The sequence below is a fragment of the Lacipirellulaceae bacterium genome, from assembly GCA_040218535.1.
Taxonomy (GTDB): domain Bacteria; phylum Planctomycetota; class Planctomycetia; order Pirellulales; family Lacipirellulaceae; genus Adhaeretor.
Genome location: JAVJRG010000010.1, coordinates 350,292 through 373,688, shown reverse-complemented (window position 1 = coordinate 373,688; position 23,397 = coordinate 350,292). Strand labels below are relative to the sequence as shown.

Here is a 23,397-nt window from a genome sequence, read left to right as displayed (position 1 = left end):
TGTGCGGTTCTCCGTTCCGCGTATTGACGATTCCAACCCCACAGCTTGCGCTGGGGGCTAGGGACGCATTGTTCATTGCGTCAGTGCGATGTCGTTACTTGTCTTCTTCAAGTCGCTTTATCTTCAAACAATGACCGCCGCCTGGGGCAAGCCTAGCAGTAATCGTTTTCGAACCGGTGATGTCCCAAGTTTCTGATGAGAATTGGTACGTCTCGCGATTGGTTTCATAGTGAGAGTCAGGAGCGTCCCTGTAAACCACCACAGCGTATTTCCCGGGCGGTAAAAAGTCGATTTCGATCTTTGTCTCCAGCGGTTCCTCATTCGTGGCTGTTGCCACTAACCATGTATCACCCGTGCGGCGCATCGTGGTGATGTACTGTCCGATTTCTCCGGCTAGCGTCTTGCTCTCATCCCAAGGCATCTTCTGCGCGGCAATGAACTCGAACAAGGGAGCCTTCTCTCGATAGGCGTCGGGAGAGTCCGGCAAGACATTCAGCCCTGTGAAGACAATCAACGAGCGGGCTGCTTCACCAACAACCGTTGAGCGAACGTCCTCGAATATTCGCGGTCGCTGCGCCATCGAATTCTCCAGATCAAACATTCCATTGGCCATATCGAGGGGACCTGCCAAGCCGTTCACAAAGCAAGCGGTTACGAACGTCTTTGGTGTGAAAGCACGAAGTGAGTCGCTCTGTGCGTGGCAGAATTCCCGGGTCAAGCAATTTGGATAGGTTCGCATATCGCCCGACGGGGGAATTGGGCCGTCGTGGAAGTCGACTACCAATTCGTTCTTCGCGCAAAGTTCGATGATGCGTCGTGTCCGCTCAACTTTGTCTTTGCCGCCTCCGCTCATGAAGCCGTACTTAATCCCCTTTGCGCCCCACTCGTGATAATTCTTCAGCACAGCATCAAGGTCGTACTTCCGCCCAGCAACGTCGTTCAAGTAAAGCAGCACGCCGACATTGTGGGCGTTGGCGTAGTCGAGTAGTTCGCGGACGTCATTGACCTTGCCCGTTTCGGTGGGGTTGGACTCTTTCTCAAACTCCGGCCCGTACCAGTTGGCGTCGAGCAACAGATAGGGAACGCCGGTCTCCTCAGCGAAATCGACGAAGCGTTTCCAAGAAGGCAAGTCTAGGCCGTAGGTAAATCCATCTTTCGTCTTATGCCCCCAGGCACGCCAATCCCAGAAACAAACCCCCGGCTTGATCCATGTTGGATCTTCGACCTGACAAGGCGGGTTGAGATTCATCAGGAGATCGCTGTCGAGCAAATCGCCTGGGGTATCCCCAACCATCAACACTCGCCAGGGTGTCTTGAAGCCCGGCTTGACTTCGTACTTGGATGTCTTGACTCGGATTGAGTTCGATCCCGTCTCGCTATGCAACTTCATCCAGGGAGCGTCGTAGAGGGCCGCTTCGTGGATCGCGACATAGCAGTCGTCCGCACACTTCGCGAGCAGCGGGGCTTGGCGGTCACCGCCCGTGTCGCTGAGCTTTTCAGGGCCGATGTTCGGGTTTTCGCCGTTGTAGCTGTAGCAGGTGGCGTCGGTGGCGAAGTTGAAGGTGGTGAGATCCTTTAGAATGGTGTGCTTTACGAGTTCTCCATCGATGTCGGCTGGCAGCTCATAACGGACAGCGATCCCGTCATCGTAGATACGCACCACGATTGAGTATTGGTCCGTTTTAAACCTACATTCCACGAACTTGTCCTGCACTTGATTCCGTTTGCCCCAAACGGGCTTCCATGAGTTCTCATGCTCGCTTGACGAAACCTGAACGATTTCTTGGTTGTCATGGCTCCCCTCAAGTTCGATGCCCAATCGGATATCTTTAAGAAGCGGTTCGCCGTCACGGTAAACAAGCAGTCGGATTATTCCATCGTCTTCAACAAGTGATGCTTGCATTCTGATGTTGTGTGAAAAGAATTCTCCCTTGGCGAGACACATGGACTGGCGTGCTAGGCAAGCTAAGCAGACAAGAGCAATCGAGAGAGCGATTCGAGTACACGTTTTCATTGAATTTGGCCTATAGGTTTAGCAGCGCACTACGTGCGACCTGGTGGAAGGAATTCCGGGTGACGAGAATCGATAGCGTAATCGTATCGACTCTTCGCTGGGAGAGTTTGCCCAAAGAAAACAAGCACGAAGCACAGACGAGTGAGTTCTTTGCCGTGTTTATTCACTCGCTTGCGCTTCGTGCTTGTCTGTACTATTTTGCGGCAGTCGCCTGTGGCGACGCTTCGCGAATGATCTCCAACCTCGCGCCAGAGAACACCGCGTGGTCGTCGTCTTCCAGGCCACACATGGTGGTAGCAAGCGTCAAATGGGTTACGTCTGCCGGGATAGGAACATCAAACGCAACGTAGCCACGCCCGCGTTGAATCGGCCGCGGGGCTTTCTTCTCTCGCAGGTCGAAGGAGTAGACACCCGCCTTACGCTGGATCGGGTAATGCTCGCCGTTGACGTAAGCATCTTGCACTTTTGAACGGTTACTGAGGATAACCACAAACCGCACGCCTCCTAGTATGTGTTCACTATCGACAAAACGATCGTTTACGCCAGCACGATCGACTTTGAGTCGCATTGGTATCTTGCCCAAGTGACCAGCGTCCCGGATTTCTTGCAGGTCGAAAGTGATCATTTCATTGGTGCACATGCCGATGCCGTCCTCAACTTTTGTCAGATAGGCATCTTCGCGGTCATAAAGTTCGCCGAGCGTGCGGATGGCTTCCGCATGGGTCGAGCGATAGGTGTCGTTGGATGGAAGGCCACGGACTCGGGGGCCACCGCCACCAACATTGATCAGGTTAAACCGCGGTCCTGCGTCGAAGAGAGGGAAATCAACATCAAGTCCCCCATCGCGTACGGCCGCGACGCCCAAATCGATTGTTTCCCCAGCAGCCTGATAGGCGTCGGTCTGCATCGCCTGAGTAAGCGAAGCGGTTGTACCATCGTCAAAGAGATTTCCTAGAAGGATCACATCATCGGTGAAGTGGTCACTGGAGCGACTCGGCATCCGACGCGTAAAGATCGAGGGGTCGGCTGGTTGCAGAATCGTCTTGATACCCGTGATTGCGTCTAGCTCCACCAGTTGATTGTGTTTCGGTTCCAACGCTTGCCGGACGGAGACCTCTCGGAGCGCTTCAACTTGCATCGTAGCCGTGAAGTTGTGGCAGTGCGTCGTTTGATCGGCGGTGACCAAGCCAAACTGCCCTGCGCGAAGCTGTATGACTCCCGAGGGCGTGTCCACAACAAAATTGGATGGAGTCTCGTCATCTTTTGAGACGCATAACTTGCCGGAATAAAGCTTGCAGGATGAGCCGGAACGAATTTCGAGTACCCCAGGGCCCTCAAGAATTGTGTGAGCGCCGTCACGGAAGGCAATCTCAACAAGTCCTGCATCCAGACGAACTTCTTGCCCGACCTTTAAGTTGCGCGTCGGCAGGGTGTCAGGACTCTCTGAAGCCTGCCAACTAACATCAGCGGTTGCAACCACCCGTGCAGTGACTCCCGGTGAACTTGGATAGTTCCACTTCACGGAAGTGAATTCCGGCTGTTTGTACATGACCGAGGCCGCAACAATACCGAGACCGCAGCCAAGCCCCATGCCAACCAATAGCAGGGCAGCCGCATACGGCAATGCTTTAGGAAGGGAAGGGAAACGCAGGAGACGCTGCCGGGAGGGCGTCTCATCAGCGACCGCCAAATTTTCGCGAGACACTGCGTTCGCTGTCGATTTGGGAAACTCTTCTGCGGCACGACGGCACATTTCCAGTGCCTGCCCATGTTCCACGAGACTAACGTGCATTTGAGTCGCTTCGAGATAGGCTAACCTCAAGTTGGGGTCTGCCTGTAGTGCTTGTTCGAGCTCCCGAACCTCGTCGCCGGTAAGCGGCTCGTCCAGGCTTTTTTGAATCAAGCGACGTAATTTATTATCTGCGTTGAAATAATGAAACTTGCTCATGCTTTTGAATCCTCTCTTAGCAGTGTGTGCTCGATGCATCCATGAAGTGCCTCACGAACGCGTCTTAATGAGTTACAGATACTGCTTGGAGATCTGCCCAGGATTTCCGACATCTGCCTTGAACCAAGGCCGTGAGAATAACGACTTTCTATCAGTTTTCGATCAGCCTCGGGGAGCTTCTGCAAACACTGCTTCAGAGCGGCTCGTCGAGTCTCGACGAAATCATTGTCCTGCCCTGAGAGGTCGTCTGCCAGTTGCTCCATCAAGTCTTGATTAAAATACATCCGGCTACGCCGCCGGTATTTTGTAAAGTTCAATACTTCGTATCGCGCAACTGTCACCGCCCACCGGAAAAAGTCGGTGTCGGGATCAAACTGCTCGAACTTCTGCCAAAGGATGACTGCCGTCTGCTGCAACACATCTTGTGAGTCGGCCGTGTCACGCAGCATTGCGAAAATGTAACCGTAGACCCGGTGCTGATGCGCACTGAGCAAATCCTCAAAAAGCTCTTCGGGAGATTGGTCCAAGCGACGACGACTATCGTCGGTACTCTCGCTGCCATCCTGTTCTTCGCTTCTGGACATTCGGGTCTCGCGTCTTTGAAAGCTCCTCGAATAAGGAACCTCTGCCCATAGGGGCAATCTCAAAAGAACACGGTCCGTGCCGCCTAATGCCCACAGCTACGAACCTCCTGCCGTATCACGTCCAAAATGCACGTGAGCTGACACTCTCTTAACGTGTGGGTTTGCACCGGGTTTACCCAGAAAGCACCTAAAACCTCGGATTTTAGCATTTTGACGAGTTTTTCCGTTGAGATGGAGTCCCTCCGGCGGAATTATATTCCAACTATGCGAACCTAGCCCCGACCCTATATTTGGGCGATTAGGCCACAAGCTTCCTGGAGATCGAGTAAAAAACCTGCTTTTTGCAACGTTATGAGATAGGAAAGCCATGTCTCTCCTGCCTTTCGCCCCTAGATACTCCAAGCGATCTGAGTCGCCATGCTGTTGAGATTTCGAACTCTTCTTGTCTGCCTCTTGGCCTGCACGGCCTCTGTGTCCTCAGAGAGCGTGCATGCAATGGATGTTTCGGCTGAGGAAGAGGTCAACTTCAATATGGAGATTCGGCCCATTCTCAGTAAGTGCATTGCTTGCCACGGGCCTGACGAGGAGCATCGCGAATCGGGGCTTTCATTTGCCACCCGTGAGGATGTGATTCGGGAACTCGACAGCGGTGTCCGAGCGATCGTCCCAGGAAAGCCAGATGAAAGTGAGGCACTAATCCGCGTCCTTGAAGCCGATGACGACTATCGCATGCCCCCAGCGGATGTTAGCGAGCGGCTTAGGGAGGACGAGGTTGAATTGCTTCGACGGTGGATTGAGTCGGGTGCGAATTACGAGAAGCACTGGTCGCTGGTCCCACCCTCCGCTCCGAAGATTCCCAAGGTGGAGAATCCTGGTTGGGTCCGTAATGAAATCGATGCCTTTGTGCTCGCCCGACTTGAGAAGGAAGGCCTTGAGCCAGAGCCTGAAGCCGATCGCTATCGACTGATTCGCCGCGTTTCGTTGGACCTCACCGGATTGCCGCCAACCGTTGAAGAAACAGATGTTTTTATCAATGACAAGGAGCCGGGGGCTTACGAGCGTTTGGTCGATCGGCTACTGGAATCGCCTCGCTACGGGGAGAAGTGGGCCCGCATGTGGCTCGACTTAGCTCGCTACGCCGATTCACAAGGTTACGCCAACGATAATTTGCGGACCATCTGGCCGTACCGTGACTGGGTGATCCAAGCTTTCAATCGCGACCTGCCCTATGATCAGTTCACGATTGAACAGCTAGCCGGGGATATGCTTCCGGAACCGACAAGAGAGCAGCTCACGGCGACGGCCTTCCATCGTAACACGATGACCAACGACGAAGGCGGGACCGACGACGAGGAGTTCCGCCACGCGGCCGTTGTTGATCGCACGAATACGACAATGCAAGTTTGGATGGCGATGACCCTGGGCTGTGCCCAATGCCACACTCACAAATACGATCCGCTGACCCACGAAGAATACTACCAGTTCTTCGCATTCTTCAATCAGACAGCGGATTCTGACAAGTCCGACAATCGGCCCTTCATTACGTTTCCCACCGAAGAGCAGACCGCTCGCCTGAAGGAAATCGAGAAGCTGAGACGTGAAGAGAAAAACGGGGGCGTACAGAATAGGCTCAAAGAGGAACAAACACTTCTGAAGGAACAGGTCAGTACGACGCCGGTCATGAAGGAATTGCCAGCAGGCAACAGGCGGAAGACGCAGATCGCGATTCGTGGCAGTTTTCTTGACAAGGGAGACGAGGTCACGGCAGGGGTTCCGGCGGCGTTTCACGATTGGGATGAGCAACAACCGAAGAACCGACTAGGGTTGGCACATTGGCTGGTATCTCCTGAGAACCCTCTCACAGCTCGGGTTGCCGTGAACCGTCACTGGGAAAAGCTTTTCGGCATCGGCATCGTCGAAACGAGCGAAGACTTTGGCATGCAGGGAGAAATGCCTTCGCATCCCGAACTGTTGGACTGGCTAGCGCTAGAGTTCATCGAGCGCGGTTGGTCCATGAAAGAGTTGTGCCGCTTGGTCGTGACCTCCGCAACCTATCGTCAGTCCTCGCGGATAGCTCCAGAAAAACTAGAACTGGATCCACGTAATCGACTTCTGGCTCGAGGACCGCGACATCGGCTCTCCGCCGAACAGATTCGCGATTACACGCTCGCCGCCACGGGCTTGTTGAGCGACAAGATGTTCGGCCCCCCGGTTCGGCCCCCGCAACCGAAGATTGGTTTAGCCGCTGCTTTCGGGACGAGCTTCGACTGGGAGGCGAGCGAGGGAGAAAACCGTCACCGTCGTGGGCTCTACACGCGGTGGCGCCGGCTAGCCCCTTACCCTTCGATGATCGCGCTGGATGCGCCAGATCGAACTGTCTGCACGGTACGCCGGATTTCCACCAATACTCCGGTTGGAGCTTTCGTCACTTTGAACGATCCGGCATTCGTGGAGGCGGCACAAGCGATCGCTGCCGAGGCTGCCCAATGGAGTCATCTAGAATCCGCCCAGCGACTGGAGCGCGTGTTCCGCCAGATCCTTGTTCGACCACCGACTGCAGAAGAGGCAGAGCGATTAGCCGAGCTCTATCAGACACAACTTTCGCACTTCCAGGCCGATCAAGAAAACGCAAAGCGGCTGGCGACTTCGGAAAGCCTAGAAACAACCTTCCCCGAGGACCGAGTCGCCGAAGTTGCAGCTTGGACGGTTGTCGCCAACGTCTTGCTTAACCTGGATGAAGTGCTTACTCAGAATTGATCGTACGTCGCCCTACCGGGCCATGAACTCATTCGACTCTACCATGAACTTCCACCAACAATATCTTGAAGCGGTTACACGCCGGCACTTCCTTCGCAATTGCCAAGTAGGCTTGGGGGGGCTTGCCTTGGGGAGCCTGCTCGCGAACGACCGGGCCGACGCAACGGCGTCGCCTCAGCCAAAGCTGGCAATCGACGATTCGCCCCGAACGCACCTTGCTCCGAAGGCAAAGCGAGTCATCTACATCCATCTGGCCGGCTCGCCCTCGCAACTGGACATGTTCGACTACAAGCCCAAGCTTGTTGAGATGAGTGGCCAAGATTGCCCGAGCAGTTTGACGGAAGGGCAACGTTTTGCCTTCATCAAGGGGACGCCGAAGTTGCTGGGCACGATGCACAACTTTAAGCAGCATGGTGAGGCGGGCGGCTGGTACTCGAATCTGGTTCCCCATCTTGCTTCCATTGCTGACGATCTTACCGTTGTCCGCTCGATGCACACGGAGCAGTTTAACCACGCCCCTGCACAACTGGCGTTGCTCACAGGCAACGCCCGGTTTGGCTATCCGTCTTTCGGCGCCTGGGCCACGTATGGTCTAGGGACCGAGAATCAGAACCTTCCGGGCTTCGTCGTATTGCTCTCAGGGGGCAAGGCACCCAGTTCGGGTAAGAATGCTTGGGGCAGCGGCTTCCTGCCGAGTGTTTATCAAGGCGTTCAGTGCCGAAGTGTGGGCGATCCGATTCTGTTTGTTTCCAACCCCAAGGGAATGTCGCGTCAGGTCCGCCGACAGAGTCTCGATGCATTGGCAGACTTGAATCAAATGCAACAGGAGCAATTCGGCGACCCGGAGACGCTCACGCGCATTGAGCAGTACGAGCTTGCTTATCGGATGCAAGTGACGGTCCCCGAAGTGATGGATCTCTCCAAGGAATCGGATCACACCCTTAAGGCTTACGGCGCGAAACCGGGGGTCGCCTCGATCGCCAACAATTGTTTGCTGGCTCGCCGCCTTGTCGAACAGGGCGTTCGCTTCGTCCAACTGTTTGACTACGGCTGGGACATGCACGGCACCGGCGCTGGCAACAGCATCGATCAAGGACTCCCGCGGAAGTGCGGCGAGATGGATCGCCCCGTTGCCGCGTTAATCAACGACCTCAAGCAACGGGGCCTGCTGGACGATACCCTCGTGATCTGGGGCGGCGAGTTCGGCCGTACCTCGATGAATGAGGCTCGCAACGGATCGAAATTCCTGGGGCGTGATCATCACCCCCATGCGTTTACCATGCTCTTCGCCGGCGGTGGAATGAAGCCAGGGACGGTCCACGGAACAACCGATGATTTCGGCTACTTTGTTCAGGACGGTAAGGTGCCGGTCCATGATCTGCAGGCAACGCTATTGCACCTGCTTGGGTTCGATCCGCACTGTCTAAGTTATCCGTTCCAAGGTTTGAACGCCCGACTGATCGGCCCTGCAAACGATCCCAAAGTGCGGCACGAAATCCTGCTCTGAAGCCCTTGCTAATTACTAGCCCGTTCAGGAACGCAGAATCGGGCAAGGATTTTCGTAAGGAAGGCGAGAGCGGACTTGGCTGCTAAAGTTACCAAAAAACTCACGCAACTTAACTTTCCAGAGACCAGGGCTCACGCATAGATGGCGTTAACAAAGCGTTGACTTCCTGGTCGTCGGATTGCTCAGTTGTTGGGTCCCAGTTGAACGAGCGACCAAGCCGGAGGGCCAGGTTGTTGAGATGGCAAATCGTGGCGGTACGGTGGCCGGCTTCCACGGGGGCGATTACGGGGCTGCCGGTTTTAACGGCCTCCAGAAACTCGCGACGATGTTTTACGTAGTGAGGTTTTTTGGGGACTCTTATGTCCTCAAGCAAAGCAGCCGGTTCGGCGGTGAGTTCGGCCCCGTGAACACTGACAAACAGTTTTCCCTCAGTGCCTTCAAACCAAACTCCTCGGGGGCCTTCATTGCTTCCGATCATACGCAACCCGCTGGCGAAACGGTTCTCGAATTCAAAGTCGAGAAACGCGTCGTAGAGCCCCGGCGCGGGCGTTTCGCCAGTCGCTTCAATTCGGGTTGGTCCGGTGTCATCAAGGCCAAGAATCATTTGAGCCAGGTCGATGACGTGGCAACCGCGGTCAGTCATCTCGCCCCCGCCGTAGGAGCTAATAAAACGCCACCAGAAATGGCATCGTTTTTCTGTGTAAGGAACCTCTGGGGTGTGCCCTAGCCAGAAGTTGTAATCGAAGCCCTCCGGTGGATCTGAAGCCGGTGGTACTCCTTTGAAATTCTTGACCGTTTGCAAATGCTGCTCATCGGTCGGTAGCTGAATCCGTACGGTTTCGATTTCTCCGAAACGTCCTTCAGCGATTAGTTTTTTGGCAATCGCCGCGCCAGGGTTCGAACGCTCGTGAGAGCCTGTTTGTAGGATGACCTTGTTTTCTTGCACCGCATCGCAAAGCGCGCGGCCTTCTCCCACGGAGTTGGTCAGTGGTTTCTCGCAGTAAATCCCTTTGCCTGCACGTGCCGCAGCAATGGCAACCAAACCGTGCCAATGATCTGGCGTAGCGACCACCACTGCGTCGAGCGATTCGTTTGTGAGGAGTTCGCGGTAGTCGTGATAAGTTTCATAGTCTTTGGACTGGAGAATATTTTCAACCGCGGCAAACCGATTGCGATCGACATCGCAAACGGAAACGATTTGCACGTCCGGCTGTTTGGCAAACCACTGCAAATGAAACTGCCCCATGCCTCCTACACCGATGAAGCCCAACTGAATGCGTTCGCTGGGTGCAGGAGTCGGTCCGGCTTGTGCGTACAACAGTTGCGTAGCAACTGAAGTACCCCCGGACGCAAGGGCAGCCTGTGTGACAAACCGACGCCGCGAAATGGAAACGTCCGATGACTTTGAGAAATTCGACATCACGACATGCCTTGCTGGTGGTTGCGCTGGGACCTCGAATTTAACAAACCAGCAGGACCGAACAAGCCAAGAGAAGGAGGCCGATGCGCAGCAGTTTCGCGCAATCTTGCAGCAAAACCGTTGCGAGCAGGAAAGCCAAGTACCCCGTAGGGGAGTCGAACCCCTGTCTCCGCCGTGAGAGGGCGGTGTCCTGGGCCACTAGACGAACGGGGCGTGGCGTCGGATTGAGTATTCTACGAAGCAGCGGGCGGGTTGTCTATTGGACCGCTCAGAGCATTAACTCGTGATGCCCTTCGTCAGCGTCATGAACGCGGTTTCGAGGTCGATCGATTCTTCGGTGAGCCGTGTAAGTCCGTGGCCTTTGTCGAGAAGAAGTTTGGCAAGGACGCTTACGTCATGCTCGCCGGGGATGAGCGTGACACGGAGATCGTCGGGGAGAACTTCGACCTGTTCGACGATCTCATGCTCCTGAAGTTGACTAGCGGCAGCCTCGCGTTGGTCGGAGTTGGCACCATCAACGACGTTGATGCGAAGAACCGTCTGTTGGCGGACTTTCTTCATGACGTCGGCTACCGAATCGTTGACTTGCAACTCGCCCTTTTCGATGATGCCGATCTTATTACAGATGTCGGCGAGTTCTGGCAGAATGTGACTGCTGACCATGATTGTTTTGCCCATGTTGCGAAGTTCTTTGAGCAATCCGCGGATCTCGATACGGGCACGCGGGTCGAGTCCAGAAGCAGGCTCGTCGAGCAGCAAGACTTGCGGGTCGTGCAACAAGACGCGTGCAAGTCCCAGGCGTTGGGTCATGCCGCGCGAAAGGCTGGTGACGAGCGCTTCACGCTTGTAGCCGAGGTCGACCAGTTCGAGAACTTCATCGCAAATCTTACGGCGTGCCGGTCCTTTGATGCGATAGGCGGCGGCGAAGAACTCGAGGTACTCAATCACCTTCATGTTGTCGTACACGCCAAAGAAGTCCGGCATGTAGCCAATGATGCGACGGATTTCTTTTGGCTTGGTGTAGATTGAGTAGCCACCGACGTACGCTTCGCCCCAAGTAGGATTGAGCAATGTGGCCAGGATGCGCATGGTTGTGGTCTTCCCTGCGCCATTAGGCCCAATAAAGCCGAACACATCGCCGGCTTCGAGCTTCAAGTCGATTTTATGAATAGCGAACAGATCGCCGTATTTTTTCGTGAGGTCGCGGACTTCGATCATTGAAGAGTTTTCAGTTTACAGTGTTCAGTTTTCAATACGCAGCTTACGGCCCCAGGACTTCGAGCTTTTTCAATGGGATGACAAATCGATAATAAGTCCAGTTAAGGTCTTTATCGCTACGAAGAGGCGAATCCTTGTCGAACCACTGGCTGCTTTGCTGCTGTTTGACGCGAGCTACCAGGATTGCCTGGTCCCCTTGTAGCAGGTGGCTGAGGTCGACGAAGTGTTGATAGCGGCTCACCATGTTGGCGTAGGACATGCCGCCGGCAGCCTCGTAGAACATCATCGTTCTAAGCATTTTTGGAATGTCGTCATTGTAACCAGGATACACGGTCGTACCGTTCTTGGTCGTTTCTCTAGATCCGCCTGTTAGCACCGTTTGGATCGACTTTGGCTCGACGGAGGAGTCGATCTTCGCGGTCTCTCCAGCGGCGACCGATTTCAGTCGGTACGCCCACGTGTTGTGGAGAAGTAAACACTCTTTCCAATTCACACCCGAAGTGTTCTCAAGGCGTCCTGTCAGCATACCGTCGTCGTCGATTTGTAAGCGAGCATTAATTGGGCCGTCGTTGGAGTCGTCCACGGTTCCAATCCAACGGGCCGTGATGGTTTTCGTCGACCATTCCTGGACGGGCAAGCCGACCATTGCATCCATCGTAGGAGGGATGAGGTAGCCGCGATCAAACATCGTGGTTTGCATCCCGCCGGCTTGCATTCCGCCTAACCCAACGCCTGGCATGCCGAGCCAGGCAGTCATTGGTGGTTTCGAGACGGTCGCCTTTTGGGTGGCAAAGTAAGGCTTTAGCGTCAGTTCGTATTTTTTGGCGCGGGGACTGAAGAAGTTGGTCCAAACCGTGCCACGAGTTTCGCCGGTGGAGACATCCACGTCGATGATCTCCACCTGGTTCACGCGGAGTTGGTCCCCTTTGAGGTAATAAGCCAACCAATAGGCACCTAATGAAACCAAGGCGACCGTTAGCGGAAACGTTACCCAAGTGAGCTCCATTCGCTTGAAGACGCGTTTGACGAAGAAGTAGTCGCCGGGACCGATCAGCGCGATGTAGAGGAGCACCAGCAGAGCAACGATACCGAAGGGCACCGGGGTTACCCCCTCGAATTTATTGTCGAGGGCGGCGCGGAGCTGATTCACAAAATCCGGCATGGCCGTGTAGGCATAGTCATTCACCTGCTGCTGGTCGTCAGGGTCGATAATGGGCCAGCCAAGTGCCGTGCGAAGAAGTTCCGTCCGCCCTTCCCAGCCAGAGAGAGGAGCTGCGTCTGGATCAAGTCCCACGAAGGTTACTTCTCCCAACCCAACACGCGTACGAACCGCGAGTGGTAATTCACCGGGCTCATTACCAGCCGACGCGAGGACGGTGCCTTTGACGCTCGCAAAACGCGGGATGCGGAGATCAATGCGTCCGCGATTGATTGATTCATTGACATTGGCGAAACGCTCGATTTTCGAAGAGTCGCGCAACGGGGCCATACCAGCGAATTCTCCTGGTGAGAACCTTGCAAGCGGGCCTTCCTTGCCGAGTAGTTCCTCCGCTTCCGCGCCGCAGAAGATGACGAGGCGACCGCCCAGCTCAACCCAACGATTCAATGCGTCCAGTCGAGACGAGTTTGCTGACATAGCGCGGTAAAAGGTCGGGTCCGACGTAGTGAGGACCACCGAATCGACGCCTTCATAGCCCTGCCAATCGAGCGGTAAACTAGCTGCGTCCTCGACTCCAGCGAAGCGAGTCGCGTAGTCTTCGATGTCGTTGTTTTGGTTGCGGACGATTTCTGCCATCCCGGACTGGTTGCCAATTCCTACGATCAGGCGATTGGTCGAAGCGTGACCGGTCCGTATGATGCCGGGGGCCTTCTCATAGCCGCTGATGTATTTCCGGCTGGCGAGCAGTTTGCCTTCAGTAGAAACGAGATCCAACTTAATGCCAGCACCCGTTTGCCCAGGGCGGACCAACAGTCGCGCCTTCGTGAGGTTGCCAGGCGAGACGGAGACAAGACGCTCCGGTGGAGTCACGTAGGAGACCGGCACACCGTCGGAGTCCGGCATCGTGACAGTCAGCAAGGCCGTTGCTTTTTCGGCTCCGGCAATCGTGGCTTCAAGTTGTGTCCAACAGCCGGCTTTGTAAGAGCCCTCGAAGCCGAGCTGCAAATCAGCGATTTGCGTTGGCTTGGGCTCTTGTGCTTTGCCGGTAGGGGCGGCGAAGACGACAAGCGATAGGCAGAGCGTTAGCCAGAGACTGAATTTTGTGCGAAAGTTTCGGTGCTGAGAACGCGTCACGGCTTCTCCGAGTCGTCGCAGGTGCAGGCGAGGAGTCCGCAGCCGGGGCAGCCGCTGCCGTACTTCTCAGCGATGGCTGCGGTAAGGTCTACGCCGGCGACGTTGGCGATTGTTGTCAGCCAGGCAAAGACATCGGCAAACTCGGCAGCTAGCTCTTCAGGTGTCCCTTCTCGCAGTGCTGAAGCCAGTTCGCCAACTTCCTCCATCAGCCACATGAACGTCCCATCAACTCCCCGCGCCACGTCCTTGTCGTGGTACATGTTGCGAATGAGTTGCTGGAAATCGCGCAATGAGATTTCAGTTTTAGGGTTGGGCATAAAGAAGAGTTTTCAACTGTCAGTGTTCAGTTTTCAGTGCTGATAACTGCGTCTACTAGAATAGCTTCGCATGAAGTGAATCACCAGTGTTTCCGATTGTCCAACACTGGTAAGATAGAGGGTATGAGCGAAGAATTTGTGACCGTGACGACGACCGATGCCTTGCCCGTTGGGCAGGGGGGAACTTTTCATGTGGGAGAGCGGCTGATCGCTGTGTTCAATCATCAGGGTGAATACTTTGCGATCGACGACCTCTGCCCCCACATGGGAGCGTCACTCGGGGCGGGTCAGCTCGACGAAAACGGTTGCGTCATGTGCCCCTGGCACGCTTGGTCTTTCAACGTGACGGATGGACGTTGGATGGACAATCCGCGGTTGAAGATCGACCGGTTTGAAGTGCGCGTTCAAGGCGATGACGTGCAAGTGCGACCTGTCAAAATCTTAGAGGAAACTAGCGAAGAAAACTCACCGGGCGAGCAAAACCACTAAGAGCCGTGCTCGCCGGCTAATTCTGGTACTTTTCAGCCCGCGACGCTACTTTTCTTTCTTCTCAACACGCTTCAAGTCGATCGTCTGCTTGATGACTTGATTGATATTTTGTCCACCGGCGGTGATCGTCAGCTCCATGTTTTGCTTGATCATGGACTGAGCAAGATGCCCGGCTTCGCGATCAAAGAGGATTTCACCTGAAGAGCCTTGCTTGTCGATGACGACTTGCGTGCCGCGGGCACCTTCGCCGTCGCCGAAGTCGAGCTTCAAGTTCGGCTTGAAGACTTCGTACTCTTTGCCTTCCAGTTCCTTCGAGCCTGCATAAGTGTAGGTGGTTTCGATGGTTTGTTTACCAAACATGGGGTTCTTGGTTTCGACCTTGTTACTCCAATTTTGGCCTTCTTTGATTTCCCCTTCGGGGAAGTAGAGAGAGCCTTGACGAATGAGTTGCTCAAAACCTTTCTTCGAGGCCAACTCGCCCATCATGGCTGCGCCTGGGGCGGCTTGCATCTTCTTGAGTAATTCGTCAGGAACGTCCACGGTCAAGATTTTACCCTGAGGTGTCATCGTGACCGTGAAGGGTTGCGAGGTTAACGCTTCGACCAGAGGTGCTAACTGAGCCCCAAAGCCTTCGGGCTTTTCCTTGGCTGCCGTGTCGACGGAGATGTTCTGACCGCCGGGGCCTTGGATGTCCATCTTCATGCGGTTGATGTTTTGTTTGACGACCGCATTGCCCTCATCGTTCATTCCTTCCACGTCCCAGGTGGTATCGATGAACGTGCTGATGCTCGTGTCCATCTTGCCGGCCTGGCCCATGTTCATGGACATATTCATCTTCTGAGTCATCTCGTAATGATGCTGGTCGCCAGCTTCGAATTTCCACGCAAGCGGAGCTGCAGCAGTCGCAGTGGCTTGTGCGCGAACGAATGATGGTGAGTTGACGCAGGCGACGAGGGCAAGTGAGAGAATAGTTCTCAGGGGAGAGAGACGAAGCATGAAAAGGTCCTTGGATTGTTGGGATTACAGTCGTTGCGAGCATGGAGTGCCCGCACGATCAATACGCATTATGGAGCGTTCTTGGTCGCCGGGAAAGCGTAAAAAATGGCCCGCAACCATCAAATGCAGCTGCAAGCGGAGACGAAAGCTGGGTCGGCGTCAGCTAGAAACTGGTTGATTGCCCTGGCTCGAGCACGATTGGCTCAGCGGCGGTCTGTTCGCGGACTGTTTCTGACCAAGCCTGTGCATCTTGCTCGATGGGAGGCCATGTATTGTAGTGACAAGGAATGACTTTCTTCGCGCCGAGGAACTTGACCGCTTCGAGCGAATCGTTCGGCCCCATCGTGAACTGATCGCCGATTGGTATGACTGCTAAGTCGATGCCGCCCAGGCCGATCAACTTCATGTCAAGAAACAGGCTTGTGTCGCCTGCAAAGTAGATCCGTTTGCCATCGAGTTCGAGGAGAAAGCCTCCAGCGATTCCGCCATACGATCCGTCTGGGAGGCTTGAACTGTGATGAGCGAGTGTCATCGTCACGCGACCAAAGGATTGATCGCAGCCACCGCCGGTGTTGAGTGGCACAACGTTTTCTTCCGCAATGCCCTGCCCTTTGAGCCACTCGCAAATCTCAAAGTTGGCGATGACCGTGGCCTCCGTACGCTTGGCAATCGAGACGGCGTCAGCGACGTGATCAAAGTGGCCATGCGTGAGTAAAACGAAGTCCGCTTCGGCTTCGTCGGCTTTGATAGGTGCGACTGGCGAGTCGTTAAGGAAAGGGTCGACGAGCAGAGTGTACTCACCGGAAACGATCTTGAACGTGGAGTGGCCGAGCCAAGTGATTTCGAGGGACATGATTGGACCGGATAACAGGATTCGCGAGATTTACAGGACGTTGTTTTTTAGAATTGGCAGTGGTAGTTCAAGAAGAGGAGATCGAACCAGCGCAAAACTGTAGCATGGTTAACAATAAATAATCTTGTTGATCCAGTTCTTTCCGGTTATCCGGTCAAATATTAGCTGCGCAGGATCGCGTTCATGTTCTTTTTGTAAGCCTCGACCCCTGGTTGCCCATATGGATTGATCCCAATTAGGCGACCCTCAGCGACCGTCGCAAGCATGAGCATTTGGAAAACCTGCCCCATGGTGTGCTCGTCGATTCGTGGTAAGTGGAGATTTGCGGTGGGACGTCCGTCTTCGCGATAGGCTTGATTGGTGCCTTTCGTGGCTGCATCGAGAACATCGATCAGCGACTTTTCTGATAGCTCATTGAGCCCGTCCTGATTGTTTTTGCTATCGCCGATTTCGACCGGTTCGCGGCGGAACTCGTCGACGATCACGTTCGTGACCAGCTTGTCACGTTTGCCTTCCTGATGCTGTTGGCCGCGGCTGTGTAGGTCGCGTGTGTTGACGACGGTCAACGGCATGGCACCTCGTTCCTGTTTGCCGAGGCTTTCGGAGAGGAGCTGGTCGTACCATAGGCCAAGCGACTCCAACTGCTTGCCCCACGTGGAAAGTAAGCGAATGTCGCAGCCGCGCATCGTTTCCATCAGGTGACAGACACCGACATACTGCAGGACCAAGTTGTCCTCGACCCGATTGTTACGGAAGTGCTCGTTCATTGCTTCGGCTCCTTCGAGAAGCTTCACAATGTCGAGTCCCATGATCGCGGCGGGAAGGAGACCAACGGCTGACAGGACGGAGAAGCGACCACCGACACCGTCGGGGACTTCATAGACATCGGGACAGCCGATGGCTGCCGCCAAGTCGAACAGCTTGCCACTTTTGCCGGTGACAGGGACGACGCGTTGAGCGACTTCCGCCAGATCGTCATCACATGATTCAGTGAGTTTTTCGAGCAGGATGCGAAAAGTAGCTGCCGTCTCCAGCGTGCCGCCACTCTTGCTGATAACGACAATGCCCCACTGGTCAGCCACCCCGCCCCCTTCATCGGGATGCAGCAAGTCGAACAGTCCGCGTAAGGCATCATTGTCGACATTGTTTCCCTCGAAGGTGATCCGAGGATGGCCGCCGCGGCGGTCTCGGGGGAGTTCGTTATGGTAGGGGTGACAGCAGGCTTCCATGAGGGCACGGGCACCCATGTAGGAGCCGCCGATCCCGAGCGACACGACTCGATCAACTTGGTCGGAGAGTCGTTCGGCCGTCGCCTGAATTCTTCCCACCTCACTCTCAGGGCCTGTGGTGCGAAACTCCGAGAGAAGACGCCCCGGAAGCTCGTGAAAACCTGCATCAAGCGGTTTCTTCTCTTCGGGCTCGACGCCGTCGGCCCAGAGCTGTGAATCAGCCAGCACCTCGTCGCGAACGTCATCAAGTCTTTGAGCGATTCCGGCTAGGTCGTCGGGCGTGATGCCGTGCTCAGGGATCATCACGCCTGAGGGGTCGTAGGAGATCAGGTTGTTGGGCATATCTCGAATTCCTAGAAGGTGCGTATTTCGGCTGTTGTGAGAGAGAATGTTTGAATCACAGTCCTTCATCGTCTCCATTCCTTGTGGAGCCGCAAGAGCCTACAGGTGACGATTCGCGTTCGAGTCGATAGAATCTCGGTTCAAGCGTCGGCGAGACACAACACGCCGACTGTTCCCTCCAACAAAACTGCCCCCTGCCCCCTAATTACTGCCCACTTTTACTATGGATCTACACGCACTCACTCGGCAGCTCTTCACCAAGAACGACTCGAAAATCGTCATGTATGTCGGCGATGGCCTTGGCGGTTTACCCCAGCAGCCTGGGGGGATGACTGAGCTGGAAACCGCCCAGACGCCGAATCTTGATAGGTTAGCCTTGGAGGGCGTTTGCGGTGGTAGCATCCCGGTAACCCACGGAATCTCGCCGGGTAGCGGTCCCGGTCACTTGGGGCTGTTCGGCTATGACCCGCTGCAGTATCTGATCGGTCGAGGTGCCTTAGAAGCGACGGGCATCGGCTTCGAGTTGAAAGAGGGAGACGTCGCGATTCGTGCGAACTTTTGCACGATTGATGACGCGGGCAACATCACCGACCGCCGGGCTGGTCGGCTGCCGACCGAAGAGAGCGCTCCGCTAGCGATCAAATTGCGTAAAGTGTCGATTCCCAACGTCGAAGTCTTTGTCGAACCCGTGAAGGAACACCGCTTTGTCGTTGTGCTGCGTGGTACCGGCGTGAATGAGGGCAAACTGCATGGCAACGTAGCCGATACCGATCCGCAAGCGACAGGCGTGCCGCCGCTTTCTGCAGAGGCAAACGATCCGGATAGCAAGCTCACCGCTGACATCTGCGACGAGTTTGTGAAGCAAGCCCGCGAGCTCCTAGCCGGCCAACCGAAGGCCAATTGCTGCACGCTGCGTGGCGTTGCAGCAAAGCCCAGTTTACCGAGCTACGAAGAAGTCTACGGCTTACGTGCCGGAGCCATCGCTGTTTATCCGATGTACAAAGGACTGGCTCAGCTGGTTGGGATGGACATCCTGGGAGATGCCAAGACGCTCGACGAACAGATGCAAGTCTTAAAAGACAATTGGGACGCTTACGACTTCTTCTTCATCCACTTCAAATACACCGACAGCACCGGCGAGGATGGCAACTTTGAGGAGAAAGTGAAACGCACGGAGCAGTTCGACGCGGCAGTGCCAAAAATTATGGAGCTGGGACCGGATGTCTTCATCGCCACCGGCGACCACAGCACGCCTGCGATGCTGGCCAGCCACAGTTGGCACCCCGTGCCGACCTTGCTGTGGGCAAAGAACTGCCGTACTGATCCGTGCGAGAGCTTCGGCGAAGCGGAGTGCCTACGTGGCGGCTTGGGGCAGTTCGAGGCAAAGCATCTGATGACGCTAGCGCTCGCGAACGCCGGACGACTGGGCAAGTTTGGTGCTTAGACTCTAAGCTCGTTTTGGCGTGAGTAGGGATGTTCTCTACTTTTTGTCATCCTTCTTAGCGGCTTCTTCCCTTTTCTCGGCGGGAGGTGCCTGCAACGCCTTCAGCTCCTCATTCAATTCCTTCAATCGCTTGGCAGCACGCTCGTTGGCTTCCTTGGCTCTAGCGGCGGCCTTGGCCGTTTCATCGGCCTGCTTTTTGGCCTCCTCGGCTTCTTTTTTCGCCGAAGCAAGCTGCTTTTCGATGCGTTTTTTGGCGACGACAGGGTGGTTCCAGCCAAGGTTGACCGAGAGACCTGGAATCGCCTTCTCGAGAGCCATCGCGCCATCGTAGCTGACTTTGGTGTCCCAGACGTAGAGCTTCCGCAGACGCTTGAGGCCTGCTATGTGCAGCAAGCCCGCATCGCTAACCTGCGTGCCGTAGAGGTTCAAGTAAGTTAGACGATTCAGACCTGAGAGATGTTTAATGGCCGCATCGTCGACCGCCGATTTCTCAAGGTGAAGCTGAGAGATGTTGGGCAACTTGGCAAGTGCGGCCAGCGAATCACCATTGACCTGTGCTCCCGCAAGATTCAGCCAAACAATTTGCTCGCTCGCCTGAGTCAGCATCTGCAAGTTTTCCTGAGTTGCCGCTCCTGGGTCTTGGGCGAAGCTGACCTGCAATAACGCGCTTTTGCCAAACAAGGGCATGACGCTTGCGCCAGTCGCAGAAATCCTCTTGATCGCTTCTGCAGAGGCGGGTTTCACATCCTTCAGCTCTTCGGAGTCCTCAGGAACAGTATCATTCGACGACTTCTCTTCGGCTGCCGGCTTTGTTTCGGCAGGTTTGCCTGACGGTACAGTCGCTGAGGTGAACGAAGCTCCTTGTGCGATCCATTTACGAATGAGTTCGATGTCTTCTTTCTCGAGCGGACCAGCGTCCTTAGGCATCAGCTTCTTGTGATCTTCAGGAAGTATGAGTCGCTCGTAGAGTTCGCTTTCGTCGGGCTTTCCGGCGACGATGAGTTCGTCTTCGTGAAACGCTTGGATTTGTTCCGCAGAATCAAGTCGAAGCTTCTTGATCGCCTTCTCAGGACCGTGGCAATAGACGCAGTTCGTGTCCAGGATTGGAAGGATCTGCGTCTCGAAATTGACGGGCTTATCTTCCGCAAAAGACGCGGGAGTAATGGCCGAGAGAAGTAATGCGGTGAGAGCGAATCGTTTCATAGTTCTCTTTGGAAGGTTGTAGGTTTTCAGATCTATCGGGAACAATAAGTTTCACGCCAACTGCTGAATGTACGTCCGATTATAACTCCCCAGTTTACCATTAACACCCGCTGGCTAGCTCCGATTTCGTTGCGTGATTCACCCGCAATATTCAGAGAAAATATAAAAAAGTGCCGTCTGATGTAGTCAGACGGCACGCTTGAGAAGATTGATGATCGAAGCTGGTACAGCTTACTACTTTCTCCGGCGTATCAAGGCCATCGGAGCTGTGGAAAGTGCGAGAAGTACCAGCGAGATAGGTTCCGGAATCAGGCTGGCGCGGACTGTCGTGCTAACCGTTGCACTTATAGCTCGGCTGGAACTGTCAAACACATTGGCTCCCGAGGTCCCAAACCACTCAGGAATGTCACCGGCGTCAAAGGAGCCTGTGGCGAGTTCCACTCCCCCACTAAAGGAGCCGAGATCGGGATTTCCGAGGATAGGGTCTAAGTTGGGGGCATCGACATAAGAACTTGGGAAGCTTCCTCCTACGACACCCACATCCAGAGTTGGGTCGGAAAGATCATCTCCTTGAACGATGTTCAGTCGTAAACCAAACACGGCAGAATTCTCGACTTCAAATCCTGCGGGAGTGAGAAACCCGGTAGCGGGTTCGAAGTTGAGACTGTCTGCAACAAAGTCAAGACTGAGCCCAGCAATGCCGCTTTCGTCCGCTTTTGCAACAACCGTCCACGTGCCGCCGGAATTGATGTCAGTCGGATCGTTGAAGGTAAGATTCAGGCTTAGGTCAACTTCCGCGGCATCCGTTGTTGATCCGCCGTAAAGTAGCCATAGTCCTGCGATTAGACTCAAGACTGTCCTTTTAAATTTCATTAGCGCACCTCTATTTGTTTGGAGAAAAAGAAAGAAAGAAAAAGCAGCGCAGTAGCATGAGTTTAAGAGCCCCTGTAACCAATGTTCTCAGATCTTACCATTGAACCTATGATTTACGAGCTGCTAGTGAACTTAGGCCGGAAGATGGCAACTTTGTTACGTAATTTGAGTTCCAGGCAAGAAAAAAGCGTTGCCGGTCTGGACCGGCAACGCCATTCAACTCATTGGGGCTTCAAATAAACTTGGAGCTGCTTACTTTTTCTCTGCAACAACTGGGGCGAGTTTCACGCCAGCGAGCTGTAAAAAACGGGCCTGCATCGCTTCAGCTAAGCGGGCACGACGGATACGTTCGTCACTGGTCCACCGCTGGCGGATTTCGCGTGCGACCTTCTTCACCTGATTAATCGGCATGGGGAGTCTCCTCTCGGGAACGATCTTCTCTGATCTGTTAGTTAGCTGCTGTTGTGCCAACCGCGATCTATACGCAATTGGCCACAGGAAGTTCAGCGAATTCGCCTGCCAGTTGTTACTGTTTTTGGCAACTTTATTCTGTTGCCGTGGAGTTTTTCTGGGAAACTGCCGCAGCTTCCAGCGGATTCTGTGGGGAATCGTAGGCTCCGAAATCATTGAAAAAGTGCCTCTTGGCGAAGCGGTACGCCCAGCTTTTCTCGGGCACGGCCTTTATCTTATTGTGTTGCGAGGGACGCGGTGACATCGCTAGCAATTCTGCCGCGGCCGTCTTGCGAATGGTCGTGTCCTCGGCTTCGTGCAACACGTTTAATTGGTGCAGAAGATCGGGCCTTTCCAGCACGATGCAGCCACGGGTCTGGCTGGCCGCTAATTCGCGAAAGTCCTTCAAGTACTGTGAATTGTTGAACGTCTCCGCGAGCGGTTGCGAATCGTAAATGCTTTCCTTAGCGAATTGCACAATGGGGCAAGGCTCGATCGCTCCCCAAGGCGAGATGTGATGGGTGAAACCCGTGGCAGCCGGGCAAAGTGCTTGTCCCTCGCCATCGTAGTAAGCGTCGACAATCGCAATCGGTTTTTTCACACGCATCTCGACGACGAACTTACGGATGCGAAGTTGCTCTTCCGGCGAAAGGGCTAAGGCTTCGTTTGGCTCGGGACCCATCGGGCGGTAGGTGTGGTACCACATGTAGAGAACTCCCAGTTCAATCAGGCGGTCTACCCATGCTTCGTTTACCAGGTCATCTAGGTTCGTTTTGCAGACGCTCGTGCAGACGCCAGTCACGATGTTATGCTTCACGCAGTTGTGAATGCCCTGCATCGTCTTGTTGAGCACTTCCGCTCCGCCGCGGCGCTCATCGCTGACAATTTCTGTTCCTTCGACCGAGATGAGCGGCGTGACGTTGCCGCACTTGCGAAGTTCAGCGGCTACGTCGTCGGTGATGAAGTGCCCGTTTGTGAACACTTGGAAGTAGCACTTCGGATGCTGGCGGAAGATTTTCAAAATGTCGGGATGCATAAACGGTTCGCCACCGACGATGCCGAAGAAGTAGTTCCCTTGTTCGTTCGCTTCAGTGATAACTTTCGAGAGCGCATCGATCTCAATGCGTTCCTGTTTGGCAGCCACATCCACCCAGCACCCTTGGCAGCGCAAATTGCAACTATTGATGATTGAGATATAAAGAAAAGGTGGAAAGAACTCTCCCCGCTTCAAACGCTGCTTATGTTTCTGGATCGCGCGCGCGCCCTTGAAGGCAAAGTTCCAACCCAGCTTCCAGAGCAGCCGCTTATCGGTTTCAGTGAGCAGGCGTTTGGCGTAGCGGAGATACATGGGCTCGGAGAATTGTCTTGGGTAGAGTGATGATCCACTTGCGTTTGTGATTTATCAGTGAAGCTTGGTCCGCGGGCAGAATACGTCTGATAGTATCTAATCGATTGTAGCG

Annotated in this window: 18 protein-coding genes and 1 tRNA gene; 4 read left to right on the top strand and 15 right to left on the bottom strand. The window is 54.7% G+C overall.

The window, feature by feature from the left end:
• Positions 1 to 94 precede the first annotated feature (94 nt).
• From RIB44_13565 to RIB44_13555, 3 genes are all read right to left on the bottom strand, one after another.
• Positions 95 to 1,903 carry a glycoside hydrolase family 97 catalytic domain-containing protein gene (locus RIB44_13565; protein MEQ8617596.1) on the bottom strand — a complete coding sequence of 603 codons (1,809 nt, stop codon included), beginning with the start codon at positions 1,901 to 1,903 and terminating at the stop codon, positions 95 to 97.
• Between the two features lie 304 nt (positions 1,904 to 2,207).
• Complete coding sequence (locus RIB44_13560) at positions 2,208 to 3,962, bottom strand: hypothetical protein (GenBank protein ID MEQ8617595.1); 1,755 nt, start codon at positions 3,960 to 3,962, stop codon at positions 2,208 to 2,210.
• A complete protein-coding gene (locus RIB44_13555; GenBank protein MEQ8617594.1) occupies positions 3,959 to 4,546 on the bottom strand; it encodes a sigma-70 family RNA polymerase sigma factor in 588 nt (195 codons plus the stop codon). The genes RIB44_13560 and RIB44_13555 overlap by 4 nt, the downstream gene beginning before the upstream one ends.
• A gap of 495 nt (positions 4,547 to 5,041) precedes the next feature.
• Between RIB44_13555 and RIB44_13550 the strand changes: the two genes are divergently transcribed.
• Together RIB44_13550 and RIB44_13545 are read left to right on the top strand one after the other, a co-directional pair.
• Positions 5,042 to 7,303: a PSD1 and planctomycete cytochrome C domain-containing protein gene (locus RIB44_13550; GenBank protein ID MEQ8617593.1), complete on the top strand. Its 2,262-nt coding sequence runs from the start codon at positions 5,042 to 5,044 to the stop codon at positions 7,301 to 7,303.
• A gap of 43 nt (positions 7,304 to 7,346) precedes the next feature.
• Positions 7,347 to 8,810, top strand: coding sequence for a DUF1501 domain-containing protein (locus RIB44_13545; GenBank protein MEQ8617592.1), 1,464 nt, complete (start codon positions 7,347 to 7,349; stop codon positions 8,808 to 8,810).
• Between the two features lie 109 nt (positions 8,811 to 8,919).
• Here RIB44_13545 and RIB44_13540 read toward each other — a convergent pair whose 3' ends face one another.
• From RIB44_13540 to RIB44_13520, 5 genes are all read right to left on the bottom strand, one after another.
• Positions 8,920 to 10,230: a Gfo/Idh/MocA family oxidoreductase gene (locus RIB44_13540; GenBank protein ID MEQ8617591.1), complete on the bottom strand. Its 1,311-nt coding sequence runs from the start codon at positions 10,228 to 10,230 to the stop codon at positions 8,920 to 8,922.
• A 140-nt stretch (positions 10,231 to 10,370) separates the two neighbouring features.
• Positions 10,371 to 10,443: transfer RNA gene (locus RIB44_13535), tRNA-Glu, on the bottom strand.
• A 63-nt stretch (positions 10,444 to 10,506) separates the two neighbouring features.
• A complete protein-coding gene (locus RIB44_13530) occupies positions 10,507 to 11,448 on the bottom strand; it encodes an ABC transporter ATP-binding protein (protein MEQ8617590.1) in 942 nt (313 codons plus the stop codon).
• Between the two features lie 43 nt (positions 11,449 to 11,491).
• The gene (locus RIB44_13525) at positions 11,492 to 13,741 is read right to left on the bottom strand and encodes a hypothetical protein (GenBank protein MEQ8617589.1); all 2,250 of its coding nucleotides are present in this window, start codon (positions 13,739 to 13,741) and stop codon (positions 11,492 to 11,494) included.
• Entirely contained in the window at positions 13,738 to 14,058 is a 321-nt protein-coding gene (locus RIB44_13520) for a MazG nucleotide pyrophosphohydrolase domain-containing protein (protein ID MEQ8617588.1), read from the bottom strand. Before RIB44_13520 ends, RIB44_13525 begins: the two co-directional genes overlap by 4 nt.
• 123 nt (positions 14,059 to 14,181) lie before the next feature.
• Between RIB44_13520 and RIB44_13515 the strand changes: the two genes are divergently transcribed.
• On the top strand, positions 14,182 to 14,547 hold the full coding sequence (locus RIB44_13515) for a Rieske (2Fe-2S) protein (protein ID MEQ8617587.1): 366 nt from the start codon (positions 14,182 to 14,184) through the stop codon (positions 14,545 to 14,547).
• A gap of 45 nt (positions 14,548 to 14,592) precedes the next feature.
• Here the strand turns inward: RIB44_13515 and RIB44_13510 are convergent, their stop codons facing one another.
• The 3 genes from RIB44_13510 to RIB44_13500 form a co-directional block, all read right to left on the bottom strand.
• Complete coding sequence (locus RIB44_13510) at positions 14,593 to 15,543, bottom strand: DUF6263 family protein (protein MEQ8617586.1); 951 nt, start codon at positions 15,541 to 15,543, stop codon at positions 14,593 to 14,595.
• A gap of 163 nt (positions 15,544 to 15,706) precedes the next feature.
• Positions 15,707 to 16,396, bottom strand: a complete 690-nt coding sequence (locus RIB44_13505) for a metal-dependent hydrolase (protein MEQ8617585.1) — start codon at positions 16,394 to 16,396, stop codon at positions 15,707 to 15,709.
• A 161-nt stretch (positions 16,397 to 16,557) separates the two neighbouring features.
• Positions 16,558 to 17,967, bottom strand: coding sequence for a glucose-6-phosphate isomerase (locus tag RIB44_13500; protein ID MEQ8617584.1), 1,410 nt, complete (start codon positions 17,965 to 17,967; stop codon positions 16,558 to 16,560).
• A 223-nt stretch (positions 17,968 to 18,190) separates the two neighbouring features.
• Between RIB44_13500 and RIB44_13495 the strand changes: the two genes are divergently transcribed.
• Entirely contained in the window at positions 18,191 to 19,411 is a 1,221-nt protein-coding gene (locus RIB44_13495) for a 2,3-bisphosphoglycerate-independent phosphoglycerate mutase (GenBank protein ID MEQ8617583.1), read from the top strand.
• Positions 19,412 to 19,447: 36 nt separating this feature from the next.
• Here the strand turns inward: RIB44_13495 and RIB44_13490 are convergent, their stop codons facing one another.
• From RIB44_13490 to RIB44_13475, 4 genes are all read right to left on the bottom strand, one after another.
• Positions 19,448 to 20,614 (bottom strand): c-type cytochrome domain-containing protein, encoded by a 1,167-nt coding sequence (locus tag RIB44_13490; GenBank protein ID MEQ8617582.1) that lies wholly within the window; start codon positions 20,612 to 20,614, stop codon positions 19,448 to 19,450.
• A 234-nt stretch (positions 20,615 to 20,848) separates the two neighbouring features.
• Entirely contained in the window at positions 20,849 to 21,487 is a 639-nt protein-coding gene (locus tag RIB44_13485) for a hypothetical protein (protein ID MEQ8617581.1), read from the bottom strand.
• Between the two features lie 252 nt (positions 21,488 to 21,739).
• Positions 21,740 to 21,898, bottom strand: a complete 159-nt coding sequence (locus RIB44_13480; protein ID MEQ8617580.1) for a hypothetical protein — start codon at positions 21,896 to 21,898, stop codon at positions 21,740 to 21,742.
• 133 nt (positions 21,899 to 22,031) lie between these two features.
• Positions 22,032 to 23,285 carry a radical SAM/SPASM domain-containing protein gene (locus RIB44_13475; GenBank protein ID MEQ8617579.1) on the bottom strand — a complete coding sequence of 418 codons (1,254 nt, stop codon included), beginning with the start codon at positions 23,283 to 23,285 and terminating at the stop codon, positions 22,032 to 22,034.
• Positions 23,286 to 23,397: the final 112 nt, after the last annotated feature.

Excerpts from the sequence above, each read along its gene's own strand:
- RIB44_13565 (MEQ8617596.1), bottom strand. The coding sequence starts at position 1,903 with ATGCAAGCATCACTTGTTGAAGACGATGGAATAATCCGACTGCTTGTT.
- RIB44_13560 (MEQ8617595.1), bottom strand. The coding sequence starts at position 3,962 with ATGAGCAAGTTTCATTATTTCAACGCAGATAATAAATTACGTCGCTTG.
- RIB44_13555 (MEQ8617594.1), bottom strand. The coding sequence starts at position 4,546 with ATGTCCAGAAGCGAAGAACAGGATGGCAGCGAGAGTACCGACGATAGT.
- RIB44_13550 (MEQ8617593.1), top strand. The coding sequence starts at position 5,042 with ATGGATGTTTCGGCTGAGGAAGAGGTCAACTTCAATATGGAGATTCGG.
- RIB44_13545 (MEQ8617592.1), top strand. The coding sequence starts at position 7,347 with ATGAACTTCCACCAACAATATCTTGAAGCGGTTACACGCCGGCACTTC.
- RIB44_13540 (MEQ8617591.1), bottom strand. The coding sequence starts at position 10,230 with ATGTCGAATTTCTCAAAGTCATCGGACGTTTCCATTTCGCGGCGTCGG.
- RIB44_13530 (MEQ8617590.1), bottom strand. The coding sequence starts at position 11,448 with ATGATCGAAGTCCGCGACCTCACGAAAAAATACGGCGATCTGTTCGCT.
- RIB44_13520 (MEQ8617588.1), bottom strand. The coding sequence starts at position 14,058 with ATGCCCAACCCTAAAACTGAAATCTCATTGCGCGATTTCCAGCAACTC.
- RIB44_13515 (MEQ8617587.1), top strand. The coding sequence starts at position 14,182 with ATGAGCGAAGAATTTGTGACCGTGACGACGACCGATGCCTTGCCCGTT.
- RIB44_13510 (MEQ8617586.1), bottom strand. The coding sequence starts at position 15,543 with ATGCTTCGTCTCTCTCCCCTGAGAACTATTCTCTCACTTGCCCTCGTC.
- RIB44_13505 (MEQ8617585.1), bottom strand. The coding sequence starts at position 16,396 with ATGTCCCTCGAAATCACTTGGCTCGGCCACTCCACGTTCAAGATCGTT.
- RIB44_13500 (MEQ8617584.1), bottom strand. The coding sequence starts at position 17,967 with ATGCCCAACAACCTGATCTCCTACGACCCCTCAGGCGTGATGATCCCT.
- RIB44_13495 (MEQ8617583.1), top strand. The coding sequence starts at position 18,191 with ATGGATCTACACGCACTCACTCGGCAGCTCTTCACCAAGAACGACTCG.
- RIB44_13490 (MEQ8617582.1), bottom strand. The coding sequence starts at position 20,614 with ATGAAACGATTCGCTCTCACCGCATTACTTCTCTCGGCCATTACTCCC.
- RIB44_13485 (MEQ8617581.1), bottom strand. The coding sequence starts at position 21,487 with ATGAAATTTAAAAGGACAGTCTTGAGTCTAATCGCAGGACTATGGCTA.
- RIB44_13480 (MEQ8617580.1), bottom strand. The coding sequence starts at position 21,898 with ATGCCGATTAATCAGGTGAAGAAGGTCGCACGCGAAATCCGCCAGCGG.
- RIB44_13475 (MEQ8617579.1), bottom strand. The coding sequence starts at position 23,285 with ATGTATCTCCGCTACGCCAAACGCCTGCTCACTGAAACCGATAAGCGG.